General features: G+C 62.8%; 20 protein-coding genes. 12 read left to right on the plus strand and 8 right to left on the minus strand.

The window, feature by feature from the left end; translation table 11 throughout:
* Positions 1 to 30: 30 nt before the first annotated feature.
* Positions 31 to 345: a hypothetical protein gene (locus CGU35_RS18640; protein WP_232711355.1), complete on the minus strand. Its 315-nt coding sequence runs from the start codon at positions 343 to 345 to the stop codon at positions 31 to 33.
* Here CGU35_RS18640 and CGU35_RS14785 point away from each other — a divergent pair.
* From CGU35_RS14785 to CGU35_RS14795, 3 genes are read left to right on the plus strand one after another with little or no spacing between them, the layout of a single operon-like run.
* On the plus strand, positions 250 to 1,227 hold the full coding sequence (locus CGU35_RS14785; protein ID WP_232711351.1) for a zinc-binding dehydrogenase: 978 nt from the start codon (positions 250 to 252) through the stop codon (positions 1,225 to 1,227). The genes CGU35_RS18640 and CGU35_RS14785 overlap by 96 nt on opposite strands.
* 30 nt (positions 1,228 to 1,257) lie before the next feature.
* Positions 1,258 to 2,751 (plus strand): CoA-acylating methylmalonate-semialdehyde dehydrogenase, encoded by a 1,494-nt coding sequence (locus tag CGU35_RS14790; RefSeq protein ID WP_100812285.1) that lies wholly within the window; start codon positions 1,258 to 1,260, stop codon positions 2,749 to 2,751.
* Positions 2,752 to 2,788: 37 nt separating this feature from the next.
* Positions 2,789 to 3,562: an SDR family oxidoreductase gene (locus CGU35_RS14795; protein ID WP_100812286.1), complete on the plus strand. Its 774-nt coding sequence runs from the start codon at positions 2,789 to 2,791 to the stop codon at positions 3,560 to 3,562.
* A 459-nt stretch (positions 3,563 to 4,021) separates the two neighbouring features.
* On the opposite strand, the gene CGU35_RS14800 is transcribed toward CGU35_RS14795, so the two are convergent.
* Positions 4,022 to 4,945 (minus strand): polysaccharide deacetylase family protein, encoded by a 924-nt coding sequence (locus CGU35_RS14800; RefSeq protein ID WP_100812287.1) that lies wholly within the window; start codon positions 4,943 to 4,945, stop codon positions 4,022 to 4,024.
* A 196-nt stretch (positions 4,946 to 5,141) separates the two neighbouring features.
* Between CGU35_RS14800 and CGU35_RS14805 the strand changes: the two genes are divergently transcribed.
* From CGU35_RS14805 to pcaC, 4 genes are read left to right on the plus strand one after another with little or no spacing between them, the layout of a single operon-like run.
* On the plus strand, positions 5,142 to 5,885 hold the full coding sequence (locus tag CGU35_RS14805; protein ID WP_100812288.1) for a GntR family transcriptional regulator: 744 nt from the start codon (positions 5,142 to 5,144) through the stop codon (positions 5,883 to 5,885).
* A 1-nt stretch (position 5,886) separates the two neighbouring features.
* Positions 5,887 to 6,903: an asparaginase domain-containing protein gene (locus CGU35_RS14810; RefSeq protein ID WP_157814006.1), complete on the plus strand. Its 1,017-nt coding sequence runs from the start codon at positions 5,887 to 5,889 to the stop codon at positions 6,901 to 6,903.
* Entirely contained in the window at positions 6,903 to 7,829 is a 927-nt protein-coding gene (locus CGU35_RS14815) for an NAD(P)-dependent oxidoreductase (RefSeq protein WP_100812290.1), read from the plus strand. The genes CGU35_RS14810 and CGU35_RS14815 overlap by 1 nt, the downstream gene beginning before the upstream one ends.
* A complete protein-coding gene (pcaC, locus tag CGU35_RS14820) occupies positions 7,826 to 8,221 on the plus strand; it encodes a 4-carboxymuconolactone decarboxylase (protein ID WP_100812291.1) in 396 nt (131 codons plus the stop codon). The genes CGU35_RS14815 and pcaC overlap by 4 nt, the downstream gene beginning before the upstream one ends.
* A 49-nt stretch (positions 8,222 to 8,270) precedes the next feature.
* Here pcaC and CGU35_RS14825 read toward each other — a convergent pair whose 3' ends face one another.
* From CGU35_RS14825 to CGU35_RS14835, 3 genes are all read right to left on the minus strand, one after another.
* Complete coding sequence (locus CGU35_RS14825) at positions 8,271 to 9,773, minus strand: sugar ABC transporter ATP-binding protein (RefSeq protein WP_100812292.1); 1,503 nt, start codon at positions 9,771 to 9,773, stop codon at positions 8,271 to 8,273.
* Positions 9,770 to 10,729 (minus strand): ABC transporter permease, encoded by a 960-nt coding sequence (locus CGU35_RS14830; RefSeq protein WP_100812293.1) that lies wholly within the window; start codon positions 10,727 to 10,729, stop codon positions 9,770 to 9,772. The genes CGU35_RS14825 and CGU35_RS14830 overlap by 4 nt, the downstream gene beginning before the upstream one ends.
* Positions 10,730 to 10,813: 84 nt before the next feature.
* A complete protein-coding gene (locus CGU35_RS14835) occupies positions 10,814 to 12,031 on the minus strand; it encodes a sugar ABC transporter substrate-binding protein (protein WP_157814007.1) in 1,218 nt (405 codons plus the stop codon).
* Positions 12,032 to 12,236: 205 nt separating this feature from the next.
* Between CGU35_RS14835 and CGU35_RS14840 the strand changes: the two genes are divergently transcribed.
* The 5 genes from CGU35_RS14840 (at position 12,237) to CGU35_RS14860 (ending at position 16,449) form a co-directional block, all read left to right on the plus strand.
* Positions 12,237 to 12,965: an IclR family transcriptional regulator gene (locus CGU35_RS14840; protein WP_100812295.1), complete on the plus strand. Its 729-nt coding sequence runs from the start codon at positions 12,237 to 12,239 to the stop codon at positions 12,963 to 12,965.
* Between the two features lie 71 nt (positions 12,966 to 13,036).
* A complete protein-coding gene (locus CGU35_RS14845; RefSeq protein WP_100812296.1) occupies positions 13,037 to 14,008 on the plus strand; it encodes a cyclase family protein in 972 nt (323 codons plus the stop codon).
* A 67-nt stretch (positions 14,009 to 14,075) separates the two neighbouring features.
* Positions 14,076 to 14,786: a cysteine hydrolase family protein gene (locus tag CGU35_RS14850; protein ID WP_100812297.1), complete on the plus strand. Its 711-nt coding sequence runs from the start codon at positions 14,076 to 14,078 to the stop codon at positions 14,784 to 14,786.
* Positions 14,783 to 16,114, plus strand: coding sequence for an acyclic terpene utilization AtuA family protein (locus tag CGU35_RS14855; protein WP_100812298.1), 1,332 nt, complete (start codon positions 14,783 to 14,785; stop codon positions 16,112 to 16,114). Before CGU35_RS14850 ends, CGU35_RS14855 begins: the two co-directional genes overlap by 4 nt.
* Positions 16,111 to 16,449 carry an AtuA-related protein gene (locus CGU35_RS14860; RefSeq protein ID WP_100812299.1) on the plus strand — a complete coding sequence of 113 codons (339 nt, stop codon included), beginning with the start codon at positions 16,111 to 16,113 and terminating at the stop codon, positions 16,447 to 16,449. The genes CGU35_RS14855 and CGU35_RS14860 overlap by 4 nt, the downstream gene beginning before the upstream one ends.
* A gap of 2 nt (positions 16,450 to 16,451) precedes the next feature.
* Here the strand turns inward: CGU35_RS14860 and CGU35_RS18745 are convergent, their stop codons facing one another.
* Genes CGU35_RS18745 through CGU35_RS14875 form a run of 3 tightly spaced genes read right to left on the minus strand, consistent with a single transcriptional unit; the run spans position 16,452 to position 18,862 of the window.
* On the minus strand, positions 16,452 to 17,024 hold the full coding sequence (locus tag CGU35_RS18745; RefSeq protein ID WP_100812300.1) for a carboxymuconolactone decarboxylase family protein: 573 nt from the start codon (positions 17,022 to 17,024) through the stop codon (positions 16,452 to 16,454).
* Positions 17,025 to 17,031: 7 nt separating this feature from the next.
* A complete protein-coding gene (locus CGU35_RS14870; protein ID WP_232711334.1) occupies positions 17,032 to 18,024 on the minus strand; it encodes a cyclase family protein in 993 nt (330 codons plus the stop codon).
* Positions 17,993 to 18,862 (minus strand): carbon-nitrogen hydrolase family protein, encoded by an 870-nt coding sequence (locus CGU35_RS14875; RefSeq protein WP_100812302.1) that lies wholly within the window; start codon positions 18,860 to 18,862, stop codon positions 17,993 to 17,995. Before CGU35_RS14875 ends, CGU35_RS14870 begins: the two co-directional genes overlap by 32 nt.
* Positions 18,863 to 18,865: the final 3 nt, after the last annotated feature.

Consider the following 18,865-nt stretch of genomic DNA (forward strand, 5'->3'; position numbering starts at 1 on the left):
TCACCATGCATGACTAGTGCTTGACCGCACCTACATGTCTGTCGCAGGCTGACAACGGCTGACCGACAGGAGGGTGCTGACGTGCACATCGACAAGAAAACTGCTCTGCCTGAGACCATGAAGGCCGCGGTTCTGCGAGACGACCACCCGGGGCTCGAGATCATACGGATCGCTGTGCCGACACCCCGGGAAGGCGAGGCCCTCGTCAAGGTGCACGCGTGCGGTGTCTGCCACACGGACCTCCATGTCATCAAGGGCGAAGTCACCTTTCCCCGCCCAGCGGTGCTCGGACATGAGATAAGCGGCACCGTGGTGGCGTTCGGTGATGGAACCGTAGAAACTCACGGCCTACAGGCGGGCGATGACATCGTTGGAGCGTTCATCATGCCGTGCACGGAGTGCGATGCCTGCATTCGCGGTCGTGACGATCTCTGCGCGAACTTCTTCGGCCAGAATCGCCTGCGAGGAACGCTCTACGACGGCACAAGCCGGCTCACGCTACCCGACGGCTCGTTCCTGGCTATGTACTCGATGGGAGGCCTCGCCGAGTACTCGGTGGTACCGATCTCGGCACTGACGAAGCTTCCTGCCGGCCTTGACCCGGTGGCGTCCGCGATTCTCGGTTGCGCCGCCTTCACCTCCTACGGCGCCGTGCACCGCGCCGGACACGTCGAACGTGGCGAGTCCGTCGCTATCACAGCCGTCGGCGGCGTAGGTAGCGCAGTCCTGCAGATCGCCAAGGCCGCCGGCGCCGATCCGATTATCGCCATCGATGTCTCGGACGAGAAACTCCAGGCGGCCCTCCGGCTCGGCGCGACCCATACCGTGAACTCAAGCAGTGTCGATGTGAAGACGGAGGTCCGCGCACTGACCGGTGGACATGGGGTCGACGTCTCATTCGAGGCGCTCGGGCACCCGGCGACCTTCCGTCAGGCCATCGATATCCTCGCCGATGGCGGACGCATGGTCGCGATCGGCATCGCCGCGGGCACCGCTACGGCCGAAATCGAGATCACGCCGCTCGTGCGGCGCGGCTATACGGTGACCGGTTCGTTCGGCGCACGTACCCGGGTAGATCTGCCCGCCGTCGTGCAGCTGGCCGCCGATGGGCACTTCGACGCCGAGGGCGTCGTCACCCGGCATTACGCCCTTGACGACGCGGACGCCGCTTACCGGGCCCTCGCGCTCGGCGAGATCACAGGCCGCGCCGTTGTCGTCATGGACTGATCACAACATCACTCAGAAGAAGAGGTTTCGATGACCAAGCGCATTCCCCACTGGATCGACGGTGCACGCGTCGACCTGCCCGACCGCCGCCTGAGCGCGGTATTCGACCCTGCCACCGGCGCGCAGAGCGGATCGGTGACGCTAGCCGAGACAGCCGACGTCGCCGTCGCCGTCCGCGCCGCAGCATTGGCTTTCCCGGCGTGGCGCGACCTTTCGATCGCGAAGCGGCAGACGATCCTGTTCCGCTTCCGTGAGTTGCTAGATGCACGTAAGGGCGAGCTCGCCGAGATCATCACCGCCGAGCACGGCAAAGTGGTCTCGGATGCCCTCGGCGAGATCACGCGAGGCCAGGAGGTGGTGGAGTTCGCGCTGGGGTTCCCTGAGGTACTCAAGGGCGACTACTCGGTGAACGCCTCGACGGGCGTCGACGTCTACTCGTTCCCCCAGCCCATCGGGGTTGCAGCGATCATCAGCCCCTTCAACTTCCCCGCAATGGTGCCGATGTGGTTCTTCCCCATTGCTCTCGCGGCAGGTAATACCGTCATCCTCAAGCCGAGCGAGAAGGACCCGTCCGCCGCCCTGTGGCTCGCCGCGCTATTGCACGAGGCGGGCCTGCCGGCGGGCGTCTTCAACGTGGTGCAGGGCGACAAGGTGGCCGTAGATGCACTGCTCGAGCATCCTGATGTCGCTTCGATCTCATTCGTCGGCTCCACCCCGATCGCGCGCTATATCTATGAGACTGCAGCCCGCCACGGCAAGCGCGTGCAGGCGCTGGGCGGCGCGAAAAACCATATGCTCGTACTCCCCGACGCCGACCTCGACCTGGTCGCCGACGCGGCGGTCAATGCCGGCTTCGGTTCGGCGGGCGAGCGGTGCATGGCGATCTCGGTCGCCGTCGTCGTCGAGCCGGTCGCGGATGCCCTCATCGAGAAGGTGACCGCGCGGATGCGTGGCCTCCGCATCGGCGACGGTCGTCGCGGTTGTGACATGGGTCCGCTCGTGACACGCGAACATCGTGATCGGGTGGCCTCCTACATCGACATCGCCGCCGCAGACGGCGCCGTTGTGGTCGTGGACGGCCGCGAGGTCGAACCCGACGGAGACCCCGGCGGATTCTGGCTCGGGCCCACACTGCTAGACCGCGTGCCGACAACCTCCCGCGCGTACACGGATGAGATCTTCGGCCCGGTGCTCGCGATCGTTCGCGTCGACAGCTACGAGGCGGGCGTCGAGCTGATCAATGGCGGCGCGTTCGGCAATGGGACGGCCATCTTCACGAACGACGGCGGCGCCGCCCGCCGGTTCCAGTATGAGATAGAGGTCGGCATGATCGGGGTGAACGTACCCATCCCCGTTCCGGTCGCCTATCATTCCTTCGGCGGCTGGAAGGCCTCGGCCTTCGGCGACACGAAGGCGTATGGTCGCCAGGGCTTCCACTTCTTCACCCGCGAGAAGGCGGTTACCGCACGTTGGCTCGATCCGAGTCACGGCGGCATCAACCTTGGTTTCCCGCAGAACGCCTAACGGCCCGAATCGCCCCTGAGCTAGAGAGAACAACGTCATGGATCTGAAACTCGAGGGCCTACGCGTACTCGTGACCGCCGCCAGTCAGGGTCTCGGTCTTGCCTGCGCCCGCACCCTGATCGCAGAGGGCGCCCAGGTGATCGTCTCCTCCAGCAACGTCGAGCGGGCGCGGGCGGCAGCAGCTGAGATCGGTGCCGTCGACGGCATCGCGTGCGACCTCACCGATGCGCAGGAGATCGACGCGGCCATCGCCGGCGCAGTGCAGAAGCTCGGCGGTCTGGACGCCCTGATCGTCAATGCCGGGCCGCCGCCGGCACGAACGTTCATCGACTCGGATGAGGCCGTGTGGGATTCCGCGATCGACCTCGTGCTGCGCAGTGCCGTGCGGCTCATGCGAACGGCCATCCCGCACCTGACCGCTTCGGGACGGGGCCGGATCGTGACGATCACCGGCTACGGCATCCGTGAACCGCAGAGCGGGTTGGTTGCATCAGAGGCCACACGGGCTGGCGTCGCGATCGCTGCGAAGGCGCTCGCGAGTGACCTCGGTCCATCGGGAGTGACAGTGAACAACATCGCTCCCGGCCCAGTCCTCACCGACAGGCTCGTCACCCTTCAACAGCGGATCGCGGATCGCGACGGCCGGAGCCTGGCCGAACAGCTCGAGCTGAACGCGTCCACCGTGCCCGTGCGCCGGAACGGATTGCCCGAGGACGTCGGCGACCTGTGCGCGTTCCTCTGCTCCCCGCGAGCGGGATTCATAACCGGTCAGACGATCGTGATCGACGGCGGATTCAACCGCGCGGTCTAATTTCTGATGCAGATCGGCAGGGGTGCGGCTCTAGTGATGAGTGGCCGAGGGTGCCGCCGAGATCCTAGCGACTGCGAGAAAGACGATCTAGCCAGTCACGTACGAGACGTCTGCGGCGGGACATCTAGACAGAGTCAGACAGGTCGAGCCGTCGACAGATTGCCTCGCCCACTCAGGAGTTCAGCGGTCCATTCGGCGCTTGGTGGTCGAACGGACGGGTCTCCAGAGTTGGTCGCCGAGGTTGACTATCATTTGGCCAATGACGATGGCAGGGATGGCGTCGGTGCCACTCACAGCAAAGCGTGCCCGAGTGCGATGGAGTCCGGCGCCCGAGCCGAATCCGTTGCGGCCGTGGCGATCGTGATTGCGAACCAGCCGGTGCTAGTCGAGGACAAGTTTGGCGAACTGAAGATCGGGGCATGAACGCCAGCGCGCGTGTCCGGTGCTGCAACCGGACTGCTATTCGTCTACGCGAGACGCACTGAGCCGATACGGTCGCTCGCGATTCTGAAAGGGGTACTTGATTCGGAAGTCTTCGGCCATTGCCTCCAGCGTCAGCCATTCGACGCCGTGGTGTCCTGAGATGTAGTCGATGATCCGCTCAAGCATCAGCAACACCTGCGGGCGCCCGCTTACATCGGGGTGGATGGTGAAGGTGAAGGCGGCGTAGTCCATCTCACGGTGCACCCAGTCGAACTGGTCTCGCCACCACTCCTCAACGTCTCGAGGGTTAACCCACCCGTGACTGTTGGGCGACTCCTTGATGAACATGAGTGGTGGTAGATCGTCGGTGTACCAGTTCGCCGCAAATTCGACGATGTCGACCTCTCGACCGTGCTGGTATGGCTTCATCCACTCGTCGGCGGGCTTGCCGTAGTCGACGTTCGTCCACGAATCTCCGACTCGTGCGTAGAAGGGAAGGAAGTCGTGAAATCCCTGACTCTTGTCGTAACTGAACCCGTGCTTCGTCAAGAGCTCCGCCGTCGACGACGACATTTCCCACCACGGGGCGACATAGCCGCGTGGACGACGACCACTGATTTCCTCGATCAGCTCGATCGATTTCACAAGCACAGCCTCCTCCTGCTCCGGCGTCATACGCACAGGGTTCTCGTGCGAGTATCCGTGTGCCCCGATTTCGTGGCCTCGCTCGGCGATCTCACGCATCTGCGCGGGGAACGACTCGATCGTGTGACCAGGGATAAACCAACTCGCCGTGATCTCCTTGCGATCCAGCAGATCGAGAAGTCGGCGGGTGCCCACCTCCGCACTAAACACACCGCGCTGGATGTCCGCCGGCGAATCCTCTCCGCCGTATGAACCGAGCCAACCGGCAACAGCATCGACAGCGATTTCGAATCCGACCATGATGCGTTTCGACACCGGGACTCCATTCTGTTTTCACCGTGAGCAGACGCTCACCACTCGGCATTGTCTGACAACCCTGCCCGCATCACGCTAGTAGTTGAAGAATCGTCTCGTCAACGATGTTCGTGATTTCCGATTCCGGCTGGCTTTGCGCACCCATCCAACGCTCTATCCGCTACGGTAGTGTCTGACAATCCCGGAAGGACGACTAGTGGAAAGCGCCGACGCAGTCATCGACGATCCCAGCACGCCCACACAAGCGGTGATGACCGACAGCATCCGCGAGCGCGTGATCGACACCATTCGCGAACAAATCATGAGCCAACGTCTCGCGCCAGGTGAGCGGCTGATAGAACGCGAACTCTGCGAGCTGACGGGCGCGTCACGTGCGTCGGTCCGAGAAGCGTTGCGCCAGTTAGAATCCGACGGGCTCGTCACGGGCGTTCCTCAGCGCGGCGTCGTCGTGGCCCGCTTGAGCCTGGATGACGCGCTCAGCATCTACGAGGTGCGGAGCGCCCTAGAAGGCGTCGTAGCCTCGAGTTTTGTTCGCCTCGCTACGCTCGACGAGCGGGAGCGGTTGTTTGCCGCCTCAGAGAAATTGAAAGGCGTCACCGAATCGCGCGCCATTCTGCAAGCAAAGGCCGATTTTTACCACATCCTCTTCGAAGGCGCTCGCAATCCGGTCGCCGAGCAGTTCCTCAAGAGCTTGCAGGCTCGCGTGAACCTGATGCGGATCACCTCGTTGTCCGCGCCGGGCCGCATCGCCGACTCAGTGGAGGAGATCGCACAGATAGTCAGGGCCATCCGCGCCCGAGACCCGGAGGCTGCCGCTGCGGCGGCACAATTTCATGTCCGCCAAGCCGCGCGTGCTCTCGAACGGACACTCTTCGAGCGGGCAGCGCCTGAGAGTGACCACGCGCCGCTCACGACGGCTGAGGCGCGCGATGTGCGCTGACGTGCGCGTCACCCTCTTGGGAACCGGCGGCACCATCGCCTCAACCTCGCTCACCGACAAGGCAGTCGGCGTCACTCCGCGCCTTGACGCATTGTCGATAGCGCGATCCATAGGGGCTGTCCTGCCCGGAATCGTGGTAACGGCGCGTGACATCCTCCTCCGGCCATCTCCCAGCCTCACTCTCGAAGACGTCGTGGCCATGCGAGACGCAGCGCGTAGGGAGATCGATGCTGGATCGAACGGGGTCGTACTCACTCACGGCACGAGTTCACTCGAAGAGTCGGCATTCGCCCTCTCGCTGCTGTGGGATCGCGATGCGCCACTCGTGGTAACCGGCGCCATCCGCAATCCATCACTGGCCGGCAGCGATGGTCCGTCCAATGTCCGCTCAGCGATTGTGGCCGCTGCGAGCCCCCACGTGACCGGCGTCGTTGTCGCATTCGACGGTGAGCTCTGGCTCCCGCGTCATCTTAGGAAGATCCACACCAACAGCGCTTCGCCGTTCGACTCACGCCAGACCGGACGAATCGGCTGGATCAGCGAAGATACAGCATCGATCGCACTGCGGCCAGCGGGCGTGCAGCGCATCGCGCTGGACAAGGTCGGAGTCGTCCCGCAGGTCGCCTTGATCAGCGCGCCGATGGGGGATGACGGGTCCATTCCTCGCCTGCTGCTCGACTCCCCCGTGCACGGCGTCGTCGTCGAAGGTATGGGGGGCGGGCACGTCCCGGCGACATGGCTTGAGCCGCTCAGCCTCCTCGCCGCACGGGTTCCTGTTGTGATCGCCAGTCGCGTTGGGGCGGGCGTCGTGTTCCGCTCGTCCTACACCTTCCCCGGATCCGACATCGATCTGGCTGGGCGAGGGCTAGTCGGCAGTGGGTCCCTCGACGGCCGAAAGGCCCGAATTCTTTTGCAGATCCTCCTCGCGGCAGGCGCCGGAGACAATTGGGCCGCAGCGTTTGAGGCCCTGTCGGGTACGAGTGACGCTCAATTCCCTCCTAGAGAACGGAACAACTGATGGCAAAGCTCGTCTTCATTGGACTCGGCACCATGGGTGCCCCCATGACGACACGACTCGTCGCTGCCGGGCATGAGCTGAATGTCAGCGACGCATCGCCCGAGGTGGCCAGGACTGTGGCCGAGACCTCGGGGGCCAGTGTCGCGGATCCGCACGAGGCCGTGGGCGAGGCCGATGCCGTGTTCCTAATGCTGCCGAACAGCGATATCGTCGCCGCCGTCCTCGGGTTTCGGGATGATCCGCAATCACTGGCCTCGAAGATCCGTCGCGGCACCGTTGTGGTCGATATGGGGTCGTCACGACCCGACGCGACGCGGGTCCACGCCGACGATCTAGCGCACGGCGGGGTTGCGTTTGTGGATGCGCCCGTGTCCGGTGGGCCACGACGGGCGGAGACTGGTGAGTTGTCCATCATGGTCGGAATCAACGACGACGAAGTGTGGAACGCCATCGCACCCATCTTGGGCGCTCTTGGCACGAACGTTTCACGGACCGGGCTGGTGGGGAGCGCGCACGCGCTGAAGGCGTTGAACAACCTGCTCTCCGTCATAGGCATCGTCGGGGCACTCGAGGTGTTGACCGTGGGGACGAAGTTCGGGCTCGATCCAGCAGTAATGCTCGAGGTCATCAACCATTCGACAGGACGCAACCATGCCACCGAAGTCAAACTCGGACCGCATGTACTCGACAGGCAGTGGAATGTCGGGTTTTCGCTCGGCCTCACCGTAAAGGACGTGACGACTGCGCTACACCTCGCGGAGTCGCAGAGTGTGGCCACGCCCGTCTCGCATGCGGCGGTCGCCGTCGCCGTCGCCGCGCTCGACTCGTTCGCCGGCACACCCGCGGATCAATCCCAGATCGCTCAATATATCGAAGCTCTCAACGGCGTCACACTCGGGCGCCCCGACTCGGAGGAACACTCTTGAACAACGAACTTTTCGAACGTGGTCTGCGCACTAGACGCGAGGTCCTCGGTGACGCATACGTCGACGCATCACTCTCCAAAGCCGACGACTTCTCCATGGACATGCAGGAACTCGTAACCCAATATTGCTGGGGCGACGTGTGGAATCGTCCTGGACTTCCTCGCGCGACGCGCAGCCTCATCAACCTCTCCATGCTGACCGCGCTGAACCGCAGTCATGAACTCGCCACTCACGTCAGGGGTGCCGTCAACAACGGAGTCAGCAGAGACGAGATCAAGGAGGTCTTCCTCCAGGCTGCCATCTACTGCGGCGTTCCAGCGGCGCTCGAGAGCTTTCGGGTCGCACGCGAAGTCTTCGCACAGATGGATTCTGAAACCCGATCAGGCAATTGAACTGATTTAGGAGCGGGTGGCGTTCGACGCTATGCGGAGAATTCGCCGATCAGCCGTGGAAGGCGCGCAGGATACGCTCGCCGTCCAGGGCTGAGCCTGCGATCTCGTCGACCACGTCACCGTCGCGAACGACGAGAACCCGATCACACAGGTCTGCAAGGTCTTCATGCTCGGTACTTGCCACGATCACGGTCGCGCCATCGCGAGCGGCAGTTCGGATGCGATCGAAGATCGTGCGCTTCGCTCCTACGTCGACGCCTTGGACGGGTTCGATCAACAAGAGGAGCCTCGGTGCGAGCTGTAGCCATTTCGCAAGCAGTGCCTTCTGCTGGTTACCACCGCTGAGCGTACGGAGCGGCACGCCGGTATCGCGTGGTATGACGCCCAGCTCTTCTGCCCACCTCTCCGACCGGCGGCGCTCCCCCGCCAGGTCCAAACGGCCCCTCTTCACGAAGTCCTTCAGCACGGGAAGTGTGATGTTGTCAGAGACGCTGAAATCTATTGCTCCTGAACGACGCGGCCGATCGGCGGGGAGAAAGGCGAATCGAGACTGCACTGCCGCACTAATCTCCGGACTATAGGGGACCTTATCGAAGAAGATCTCGTCGTACTCGCTTCGCACGGATCCGAATAGCGCCTCGACGATATCGTCCTGGCCCATCCCTACCAACCCCGCAAGCCCAAGGATCTCACCTTTGAAGGCGTCGAACGACACCCCGTTGAGACGCTCGGTCCGCAGATTTCGGACCGTGAGGATTGGCGATCCGGCTGTTTGTCGCACCGGCTCGGGTGTCTCGGCCGCATTGACCGGCGAACCTGCGATCAACGCGACCAGTTCATCGCGATCCAGCGAGTCGAGGCTGCCATTGAAAATGATCCTGCCGTCGCGGAGAACGGTCAGCTTCTCAGCGAATCCGTAGAGCTCCTTTAGCCGATGAGTGATGTAGACAACCGCGATGCCCTCTGCCGCAAGCTCTCGCACCTTGGCATGCAGAAGTGCAGTATCTCGATCAGTCAGGTAGACCGTAGGCTCATCCAAGACGAGGACGCCAGTGCCGTATTGCGACTTCATCGTGCGCACAGCTCTGGCGAGGGCGATGAGGGCTCGCTGCCCTGGTGAAACAGTGCCGTCGATGGGACGGCTGGGGCGGATGTTCACTCCGTACGTCTCAAGCTCCTGCGCGGTATCGGAACTGAGACGACGCCAATTGATGACCGGGCCGCGAGTAGGGAACGCGCCGACGGCGAAGTTCTCCGCGATCGAGATGCCCTCGAGCAGGCCGAGGTCCTGATGCATGAAGGCGATCCCGACCGGGCCATGAGGAGGGAGCGGCAGCGTGGCCGGTTCACCGTTCACCTCCACGCGTGCACCGGGATCAGCCGAATGATAGCCCGAGAGGAGCTTGATTACGGTTGATTTCCCCGACCCGTTGTGTCCGAGGATGGCGTGGATCTCGCCAGGCTGGAGGGACAGCTCGAATTGGTGCAGGACCTTCGTCGTGCCGAAAGTCTTCGACAGCTCCGAGACGTGGAGCAGTGGGCTTGACGTCATCTCTTCTTTCCCCTCCAGACAAACCGCGACGCGATGAGGGCGATCAGCAGTGCGAGACCATTGAAGACGTCCTGCACCCAGCCGGTGAAGCCGAGCAGCGCGAGTCCCGTGATGCCGGTGAATAGGAGCAATGAGCCGACCACTGTCCCCCACACGTTGAACCGGCCAACATTGATCGCGGTCGCACCGAGGAACACGGCGGCGAAAGCCGGCAATGTGAACGACGCGCCGGCTGTGGGATCTGCTGAGCCGATTGTGCCCGCCAGGAGTAGGCCCGCAAAGCCGACGATGAGTGAGGAAGAGATGAACGCCATGGACTTCAGCCGCGCAGTCTTGACGCCGGCGAGTCGAGCTACCTCTTCGTTGGACCCGATGAAGTACAGGTGTCGTCCGGCCGGCCGGTAGCGGTAGAAGAACCACAAGGCGACGGCGATGATAAGGGCGTAGCCCACCGTGAGAGGTAGTCCAAGAACACGGGTTGCTGCGAACACCCGCAATTCCTCAGGCACGCGGGAAATGATCGTCGATCCCGCGGCCCACAGTGAAATGCCCGCTAGGAGCGTGCTCATCGCGAGGGTGGCAATGAACGAGTTGATCTTCAGCCGAACGACGAGCACTGCATTGATCACACCCACAAGTCCTGCGCCGAGCATGGCCAATACGACGGCCGCCGCCACAGGCCAACCCAGGTTGGTCGTAAGCGCCGCGACGAGAACGCTTGAGAAGATCAGGTTGGTGCCGACCGTCATGTCGAATTCCCCCACCACGAGGGGCAACGTGAGAGCCAGGGTGGCAATGAGCAGAGGCGCCTGACTAGAGAGAATAATATTCAGCGCACTGGGCGAGAGGAACAAGTCCGGCCTGAATACGGCGAACACCGCGTACTCGGCGATCAGCACGAATATCAGCATGTACGGCGACAGCTTTGCCCATATCGGGGTCGACTCTGCAGTCATTTCTTGGTTTCCTGTTCAACGATCCGATCCGATGCGGGATCTACCCGCGGCTGAGCCGCGAGTAGATCCCGCAGTGTGTTGCTGTCAGAGGCCCCACAGCTCGCGGTACGTGTCGAAGACGTGATCGTCCTCGTACAGGGACTGCTCGTCGCCGATGTCATCGATGTCTGCGAGGACTTCGGGGGTGAATAGGCGTACGGGGAGGTTCTCCGCGTCTGGCGCGACATCCTGCCCTGCGATGTAGCGCGCCAACATGTCGAAAGTCGCCCAACCCCACCAGCGCAGCGGCACGCCAAACACACCCGCCTGCTCGCCGTCCTGCACGAGTTCCATCGCAGCTGGGATTCCATTCCACGTCGAGACCTGAACACGGTCCTCGGCTTGTGCGCTCCGGATGCCTGGCAGAACATACGTTCCCAGCACGTCCCAGGTGGGAAGTACCCAGTTGACTCCGGGGTCGGCAGTGATAGCTGACTGCACGATGCCTGGGAGGGCAGTCTGGAAGGTGTTAAGGTTCACGTCATTCTTCACGAATGCGTCTTCGAGGCCGAGCTCGGCCATGCGCGCTTCTTGGCCCGCAAGCTGCGACACGTCCTGAGGAAGGGTATAACCGCCATACGCGACCACGTCTAGGCTTTCGCCAGACGAGAGGTATGCAAGGTCCACCTGCGCGGCACCGATGTCGGTTGTGTTGACCGTCACCTGGTTCACGATCCCCTCTCCCGGGTCTGAGCCGGCCGAGGTCTGAGCCATGGTGACGATCGGGATCCCGGCAGATGCCGCGTTCTGAATCGCCGAAGGTACTTGCTCGACGCCGATGGACAAAAGCGCGATCCCTGCGGCACCGTCTGCGACCGCTTGGTCGATGTAGCTCGCCGCGACACCGGAGTCGATCCCCGAGCTCAGGAGCACGGCCTCCGCGCCGACGAGCTTCGCGGCCTCCTCGAAACTATCCGCGAGACGGCGATTGAAGTCGTTGCTGAGGTCGAACGCGATCAGATACAGCTTTTTGCCCTTGACGAGCGACATATCAATCTGCTCTGTCGGACCGTTATAGCTCGGGACAGCCGTAAGCGCATCCACGTTCTTCTGAGCCTCAGATCGTGCCGTCTCGTCGAACTCGACGTTCGCACTGCCCCCCTCGGTTCCTCCCGAGTCGGGTGGCGTGCAACCTGCCAGCATGAGGGTCCCCGTAAGCGCCATGGCGAGTACTGAGACTCGAACCGTCAGGCGCCCTCTCTTACCAAAGTTCATTCCATCCTCCTTGATTTGCTCGCTACGCGAGCGTGGAATCTGCTTCAAGCGAAGCGTGTTGGTTTCATTCTGTGAGGAACGTTTTTACATGGCGAAGCTACACCGACTGATGCGAGAAAGTCCAGCACTCGCACCTTTCTTTATTTTTGGCGGGATCGATGTGACCACATAACCACGATATGGTGCTAGTTTCCATAATGTGACTACAACGGAGAGCACCTCGGGCACCGCAGCACCAGCTGCAGTCCTCGTCATGACCAAGGCGTATACGATCCTTGGGCTGTTCACGCCCGACGCGCCAACGCATGAGCTGACGTCGATACAGAAGGCGACGGGGCTTCCGTTCTCAACGTGCAGTCGTATCGTGCATAGCCTCGTGGCAGGCGGCCTTCTCGCACCCAGCCCCTCAGGATTCCGAGTTGGAGGCGCCATCCTTCGCCTCGCGCGAGCCGCCGTCGAAGGCATCGAACCGGTCGACCTCATCGCACCGTTCGTGGCAGAACTGCGCGATATAACCGGCGAGACAACTGGGTTCTTCGTGGCGGAGGGCGCGAATCGTGTCTGTGTCTACGTCGCGGAAGCGACGCACTCGCTCATGCGACGACTGTCGATCGGCCACGTGCTCCCGCTCTACGTCGGCTCGCCCGGCCGAGTAATACTCGCGTTCTCGGAGGAGGCGCGGCGAGCGGTGGAGTCTGTACCGCGTCCGACGTTTACCGGCTCCACCAAAACCGATTGGGCGGACATCGAGCGGGCCTTGACCAGAGTGGCGTACGACGGCGTGGCCGTTAGCGACGGTGAATGGGAAACAGGTCTCAGCGGTGTCGCGGCTCCGGTGTTCTCCGCCGACGGAACTCTTGTCGGCGCGATCGCCGTCTCGGCTCCCACGTCCCGCGTCAACGGGCAGGATCTGGATCGCCTGTGCGATACCGTCCGCGCCGCCGCGCGACAGGCATCGTTGCGGCTCGGCTACACCGGATAGACCGGCCAAGGACTCCTGGCGTTCATCAGAAGGCTTGAGTACATGAGAACCACCGAGAAAGGACGAATCAAATGTGTGAGTTCGATGCGCGCTCGTCGCACGATGCGATCGCGGCCCTGATCGCGACGGCCGGACAGCCGACCAAGAGCCCATTCGGCAAGGATGATCAGATTGGCATGCTCAATGCGATGACGCCTGCCTCCCAACGATTGGTCGCGGCCGAGGCAGACTTCGGACGCCCCTTTGACATGGCAGTGAGCTACTTTCCCACGATGCCGTCGTGGACGGCCGCGGGCGATCCTTCGTTCCAGATCTGGATGGGTCACACACCGAACGGAAATTTGGTGGATGACGGAAGCCATCAGGGCCGCGCCGTAAACGAGCTCGTGAGCTACTCCGGCGACAGCTTCATGATGTACACCCACACCGGTACACACATTGACACACTCAACCACTACGGTTACGGCGGGGTGCTGTGGAACGGATTCACCGAACGTGAGCACCTGGGTAGCAGAGGCTGGACCGTGTCCGGGCCGGAACTATATCCGCCAATCGTAGCCCGCGGTGTCCTCGTCGACGTCGCCGCCACCCATGGCGTGGACGTGCTTCCGGACTCCTATGCCATCGGGGCGGACGACCTGAAGGACGCCCTACGCAGGCAGGGAAGTGAGATCCGCCGCGGCGATGTCGTGATGGTCCGCACCGGCCGAATGAGCACGTGGCCCGATCCGGAACGCTTCATGGCGCCGTCGCCAGGTATCAACCTGGACGGCGCGCGATATCTCGCAGAGGCGGGCGCGATGATAGTCGGCGCGGACAACCTCGTGCTCGAGCACATGCCGAGCGAGGTGGAGGGCAACTGGGTACCCGTCCACACCTACCTGCTTGTCGAAGCGGGCGTCCCGATCATGGAGGTCGTCGACACCGAGGAACTCTCCCATGAATCCGTCTACGAGTTCGCCTTCATCGGCGCGGCTATGCCCCTGACGGGCGCAACTGCAGCCCCAATGAGGCCAGTTGCCTACCCACTCGCGCGACGGTGACGTCCCAACATACTCTCGCGCGACGGATGTCTAGTCCGGCCGCGAGCTTCGACCCGAGGAGACCAGAATGACATGGCGTGAGGATGTTGAGGCGCTCCCTCGACTTGCCCCCGAGCAATTCGATCTATCGATCGACGACACGGCCCTCGTGATCATCGACATGCAGTACGTCGACGCATCACGGGACCACGGGTGGGGACCCAGCCTCCGCCAGACCCATCCCGACAACTGGTCGTACTACTTCGACCGCGTCGAAGGTGTCGTGGTGCCCCGCATCCGGACGCTGCTCGGGGCGTTCCGAAACGCAGGCGCCCGCGTCATCCACGTGACGTTAGGCCCCGTCCTACCTGATGGCAGCGACCTCATCCCCGATCGCAAGAACATGTCCGGCGCGATCGCGGCGCTCACCAATCATGTTGGAACCGCCGCGCACAGGATCCTTGACGCGGTCGCCCCTATTCCGGGCGAACTGGTCATCAACAAGACCTCGCGCGGCGCCTTCAACAGCACTGCGATCGATCAGATGCTCAGGAACATGGGTTGCCGAGGTGTCATCTTCGTGGGTGTCACGACGAGCTCCTGTGTCGAAACCACAGCACGGGATGCAGCCGACCGCGGCTATCGGACCGTGATCGTCGAAGACGCGACGGCGGAGATCGACCAGGCTTCTCACGATGCAACGCTGCGGCAGTTCGCCGTACGCTGGGGACGCGTCTGGACGGTCGATGAGACGCTAGAGCAACTTCGGCTCACCGCCCCGGAAGTATCGAACACATGACCGTCGCACCCCTCACGCTCGGCTCTGGAGCAGGCTTCGCGGGTGACCGGTACGAGCCCGCAGTCGAGCTAGCCATGGATCCTCGGATCGATGTGCTTGTCTTTGAATGCCTCGCCGAGCGCACCATCGCACTCGCGCAGCAATCCCGCGATCGCGAGGCCGGATCGGGATTCGACTCGCGAATTCTTCGCCGCTTCCGCGACACTCTTTCACCGCTCATCGACCGGGGCGGCCGAGTCATCACGAATGCCGGCGCAGCCAACCCGCGGGCAGCCGGCGTCGCGACGCTTGATCTTCTCCGACAGCTCGACCGTTCGGCGGCAGTCGCGGTGGTCACCGGCGACGACGTCCGGGACGTACTCGACCCCTGCACGGTCACGATCGAGACCGGCGAGACCGTGGCGGAACTGGGAGATCGTGTCATCTCGGCGAATGCCTACATCGGTGCCGAGGGGATCATCACCGCGCTTGACCGCGGAGCCGACGTCGTCATCACAGGCCGCGTGGGCGACGCAGCTCTCTTCTCAGCGCCGATACTCCATCACTTCGCCCAGGACCTCACTCCCAGCGAGTTTCTCGCCGAGTCGATCCTCGTCGGCCACATGCTCGAATGCGCCGGCCAGCTCACGGGGGGCTACTTCGCCGATGGTGCAAGCAAGATCGTCCCCGGCCTGGCGCATCTCGGTTTTCCCTTTGCAACCGTCCAGGCGTCGGGAGCTGCCCAGTACGGCAAGATCGATGGCACCGGCGGTTTGCTCAACCGTCAGACGGCGCTGGAGCAGCTCTACTACGAGATCGCGGACCCCAGACGATACATCACACCCGATCTCATCGTCGACTTCTCCGCTGTGACGGTTGACGAACCTGGCCCCGAGACGGTGAGGTTGTCGGGCGCGCGAGCCAACGGGATACCTGACCAACTCAAAGTCAGCATCGGCGTCCGGGATGGGCATATGGCCGTCGCAGAAATCTCCTATTCGGGGTACGGATGCGTCGCGCGAGCCGAACTCGCTGGCAAGATCATCGCCGAGCGGTGGGTCGACATCCACCATCAACCGATCGCACGACTGCGCATCGACCGCGTCGGCCTCAACTCCACGCGTCCCTGGCATCCCGCCGGGCACGCGGAGGAGGTCCGTGTCCGATTCTCGTACATCGGTTTCGACCGCTCCGTGGCCGTCGCATTATGCGAAGACGTCGAAGCGCTCTATACCAATGGTCCGGCCGGTGGTGGGGGGGCAACCTCGGCGATTCGCGAGACGGTCGGAATCGTGTCGGCGTTAATTCCACGAGATACGGTGTCGATCGACGTGGAGCTACTCTCATGACGACCTCGACGCGTCTCCTCCACGAAGTAGCGACCGCCCGTGCTGGCGACAAGGGCGACACCTCGATCATCGCCGTACACCCCAAAAGCGGTGTCGACAGCTTTTGGCTTTGGCGACAGCTCAGTGTGCAGTCCCTCGCGGCTCACTTCGGACTGCCCGTCGCATCGGTGAATATCCACGAGCCCACCGCTTCCGGCACGTTGATCATTGTCCTCGAAGGGCGCCTCTACGGGGGCGTGACTCGTTCCACCTCAACTGATCCACACGGGAAGACGCTGTCGTTCCATCTTCTGGAGATGCCGGTAGGGGACGTCGAAGGTACTTCAGGAGGATAGTCTCACGGCATCGCCGGCCGACCCACTTCGAAAACGCGCAGCAGCGCGGCGAGGGTGAAGTAGTACCCGGCGACGGTTGTCAACTCGAATAGTCCGGCATCTCCAAGTAACGCGTGCGCTGTCTGGAACTCGGAGTCGCTCACATGGTCACCCGCGAGGACATGCCGCGTGAAGTCGTGACAGATCTGCTCTCTCGCGTTCTGCGTGACGAACCGGCCGATCAGAAGTCCATCGATCTCGTCTGATGAGAGCCCGACGGTTTCCGCCACCCGACGATGCGCCCAGACCTCGAACTGACTCTGAGTCTGCGCGCCAACTGTAAGGATCGCCACCTCTCGCTCGCGCGGACTCAGGGATCCTTCGAATCGGAGACCTGAACCGAGTCGTTGGAGCAGCGCTCCCAGCGTCGGGTTGAGCAGCATGAGCCCGAACGGACCGTTTAGACGGCCGTCGCCTCCCGCCAGCGGAAACGCCTGCGCGCCTTGGGCTCGCGGGCCGCCCGCGATCGCCTCGTACAATTCACGCTGCTGCGGATCCAGTTGATCCGGGAGCGGAGAGGTAAATCGAGTCCCCATGCGTCGCCTAGCTCGAGAGCGGCATCGCGAGCGGCCGGATAGGTGCTCCCGTCGCGCCGCGGATCTTTAGGCATGCGGCCACGAAGGCGAACTCATAGACGTGCTCCTCCGACAATGCTTCGCAGTCGACAATCTCCATTATCGGCACCCCTGCCTCCGCCAGGAGATACGTGTGGACGACCTGCCAGTTCTCGGGATCCGCCGCCGGCATCTGCTCCAGTGCGGAGTTGTCTCCACCGATCAATGCGGCGCCCGCCCGGGCGAGCCATTGAGCTCCGTCGAGATTGAGGCCGGGTGAGTCGTCGATATATGCGTTCACATCAGGCCAGTGCTGCATACGCCCAGTTCGGATGAGCGCGATGTCTCCGGGCCGGAACTCGACCTTCTGACGCTCGAGCGCCCCCCTCAAGTCGTCCGACCCGATCCCGTAGTTGTCCGGCAGAACATCGACGCCGTGCAGCGCGGCGACGTCGAAGAGCACTCCCCTACCGATGATCGGCGGGAGCTTGTCTGCTCCGCATTTCATCCAGTGCCGTGAGCTCAGCTGCGCGTCGGCAGTGAAGCCGTTCCATATCTCATTGCCGTAGCCGAAATGATTGAGGGTGTCGATATGCGTCCCGGTGTGCGTGTACATGGACACCGCATCACCCGAATACCCAACGAGACGGTTTTGTGCTTCGCCGAAGCCACTCGCGTCGTCGCGGACCGTTCCACTGGGGGAGTGAGTCATCCACTGCTGGAACGGGGGATCCCCCGCCTTGGTCCAAGACGGCATGCCCATGAAGAGATCCACGGCGAGGTCAAACGTCCTACCGGCATCCGCGCGGGACATCACGCGTCGAGCGGATTCCTTCGAAATCAGATTGAGCATCCCAATCTCATCGTCGTCGCCAAAAGGGCTCCTTGACACCCGGCGCGGTTTGGCTGTCAGACTCGCAATCCGCTCGCGGGCCTGCTCAGTGTAAAACTCAGGTGCGCACATTATCTGTTCCTTCCTCATTGCGCTCTATTAGGGTGACCGGCTCCACGAGCGCTCCGTACAGTTCAGGATGCCTGTCCGCGAAGAGGTCGAGTTCATACTCGCCGTGTCGGACGACGCGTCGCTTGGATCTCGCCGTATCAAGGTCAATGTCGACGGTGACGATGCCCTCGGCCGTTCCGGCATCCGCGAGTATCTCGCCGCGCGGTCCGGCCACTTGACTACGGCCGATGAATGCATAGCCCGCCTCCTGGTCCGGCCTATTCGCGACCGCTACGAAGACGCCGTTCTCGAGTGCGCGTACACGTACAACATGCTCGGCGAGAAGGTCCGCGTACGTCGGCCAGTTCGTCGGCATAGCGATGATGTCGGCTCCGCGCAACGCGAGGGACCGGGCAGCCTCGGGGAACCGGAGATCGTAACAGACCATCATCCCGATGCGGCCGATCTTCGTGTCGAAGACCGGACCGGCCACGTCACCTGCGTCAACAAACCGATCGGCCCCCAGCACGAGGAGATGCTGCTTGCGATAAACCCCAACGAGCCCCCCCGGAGAAAAGAGTGCAGAGCTGTTGTATACCTTCGCGCCTTCACGCTCGAGATACCCGACCACAATATGTGCGCGGTGTCGTGCGGCAAGTTCCCTCATGCACGCGAAACTCGGATGGTCTGTGGAGATTGCACGCTGCAGCGTCGCCCCCTCGCTGTCGGTTACATACCCCGTCAGGTAGCACTCGGGCAGAACTATTAGGCGATCTACTCCGCCTGGAAGCGTCGATATGAAGACCGCGAACCGGTCGACGTTCCTCTGAGGATTCCCCGGAGTGACGCTGAGTTGCGCTACCGTCACCGACACCATGCG

Source organism: Microbacterium sp. BR1 (assembly GCF_002812725.1).
In the GTDB taxonomy this organism is placed as follows: domain Bacteria; phylum Actinomycetota; class Actinomycetes; order Actinomycetales; family Microbacteriaceae; genus Microbacterium.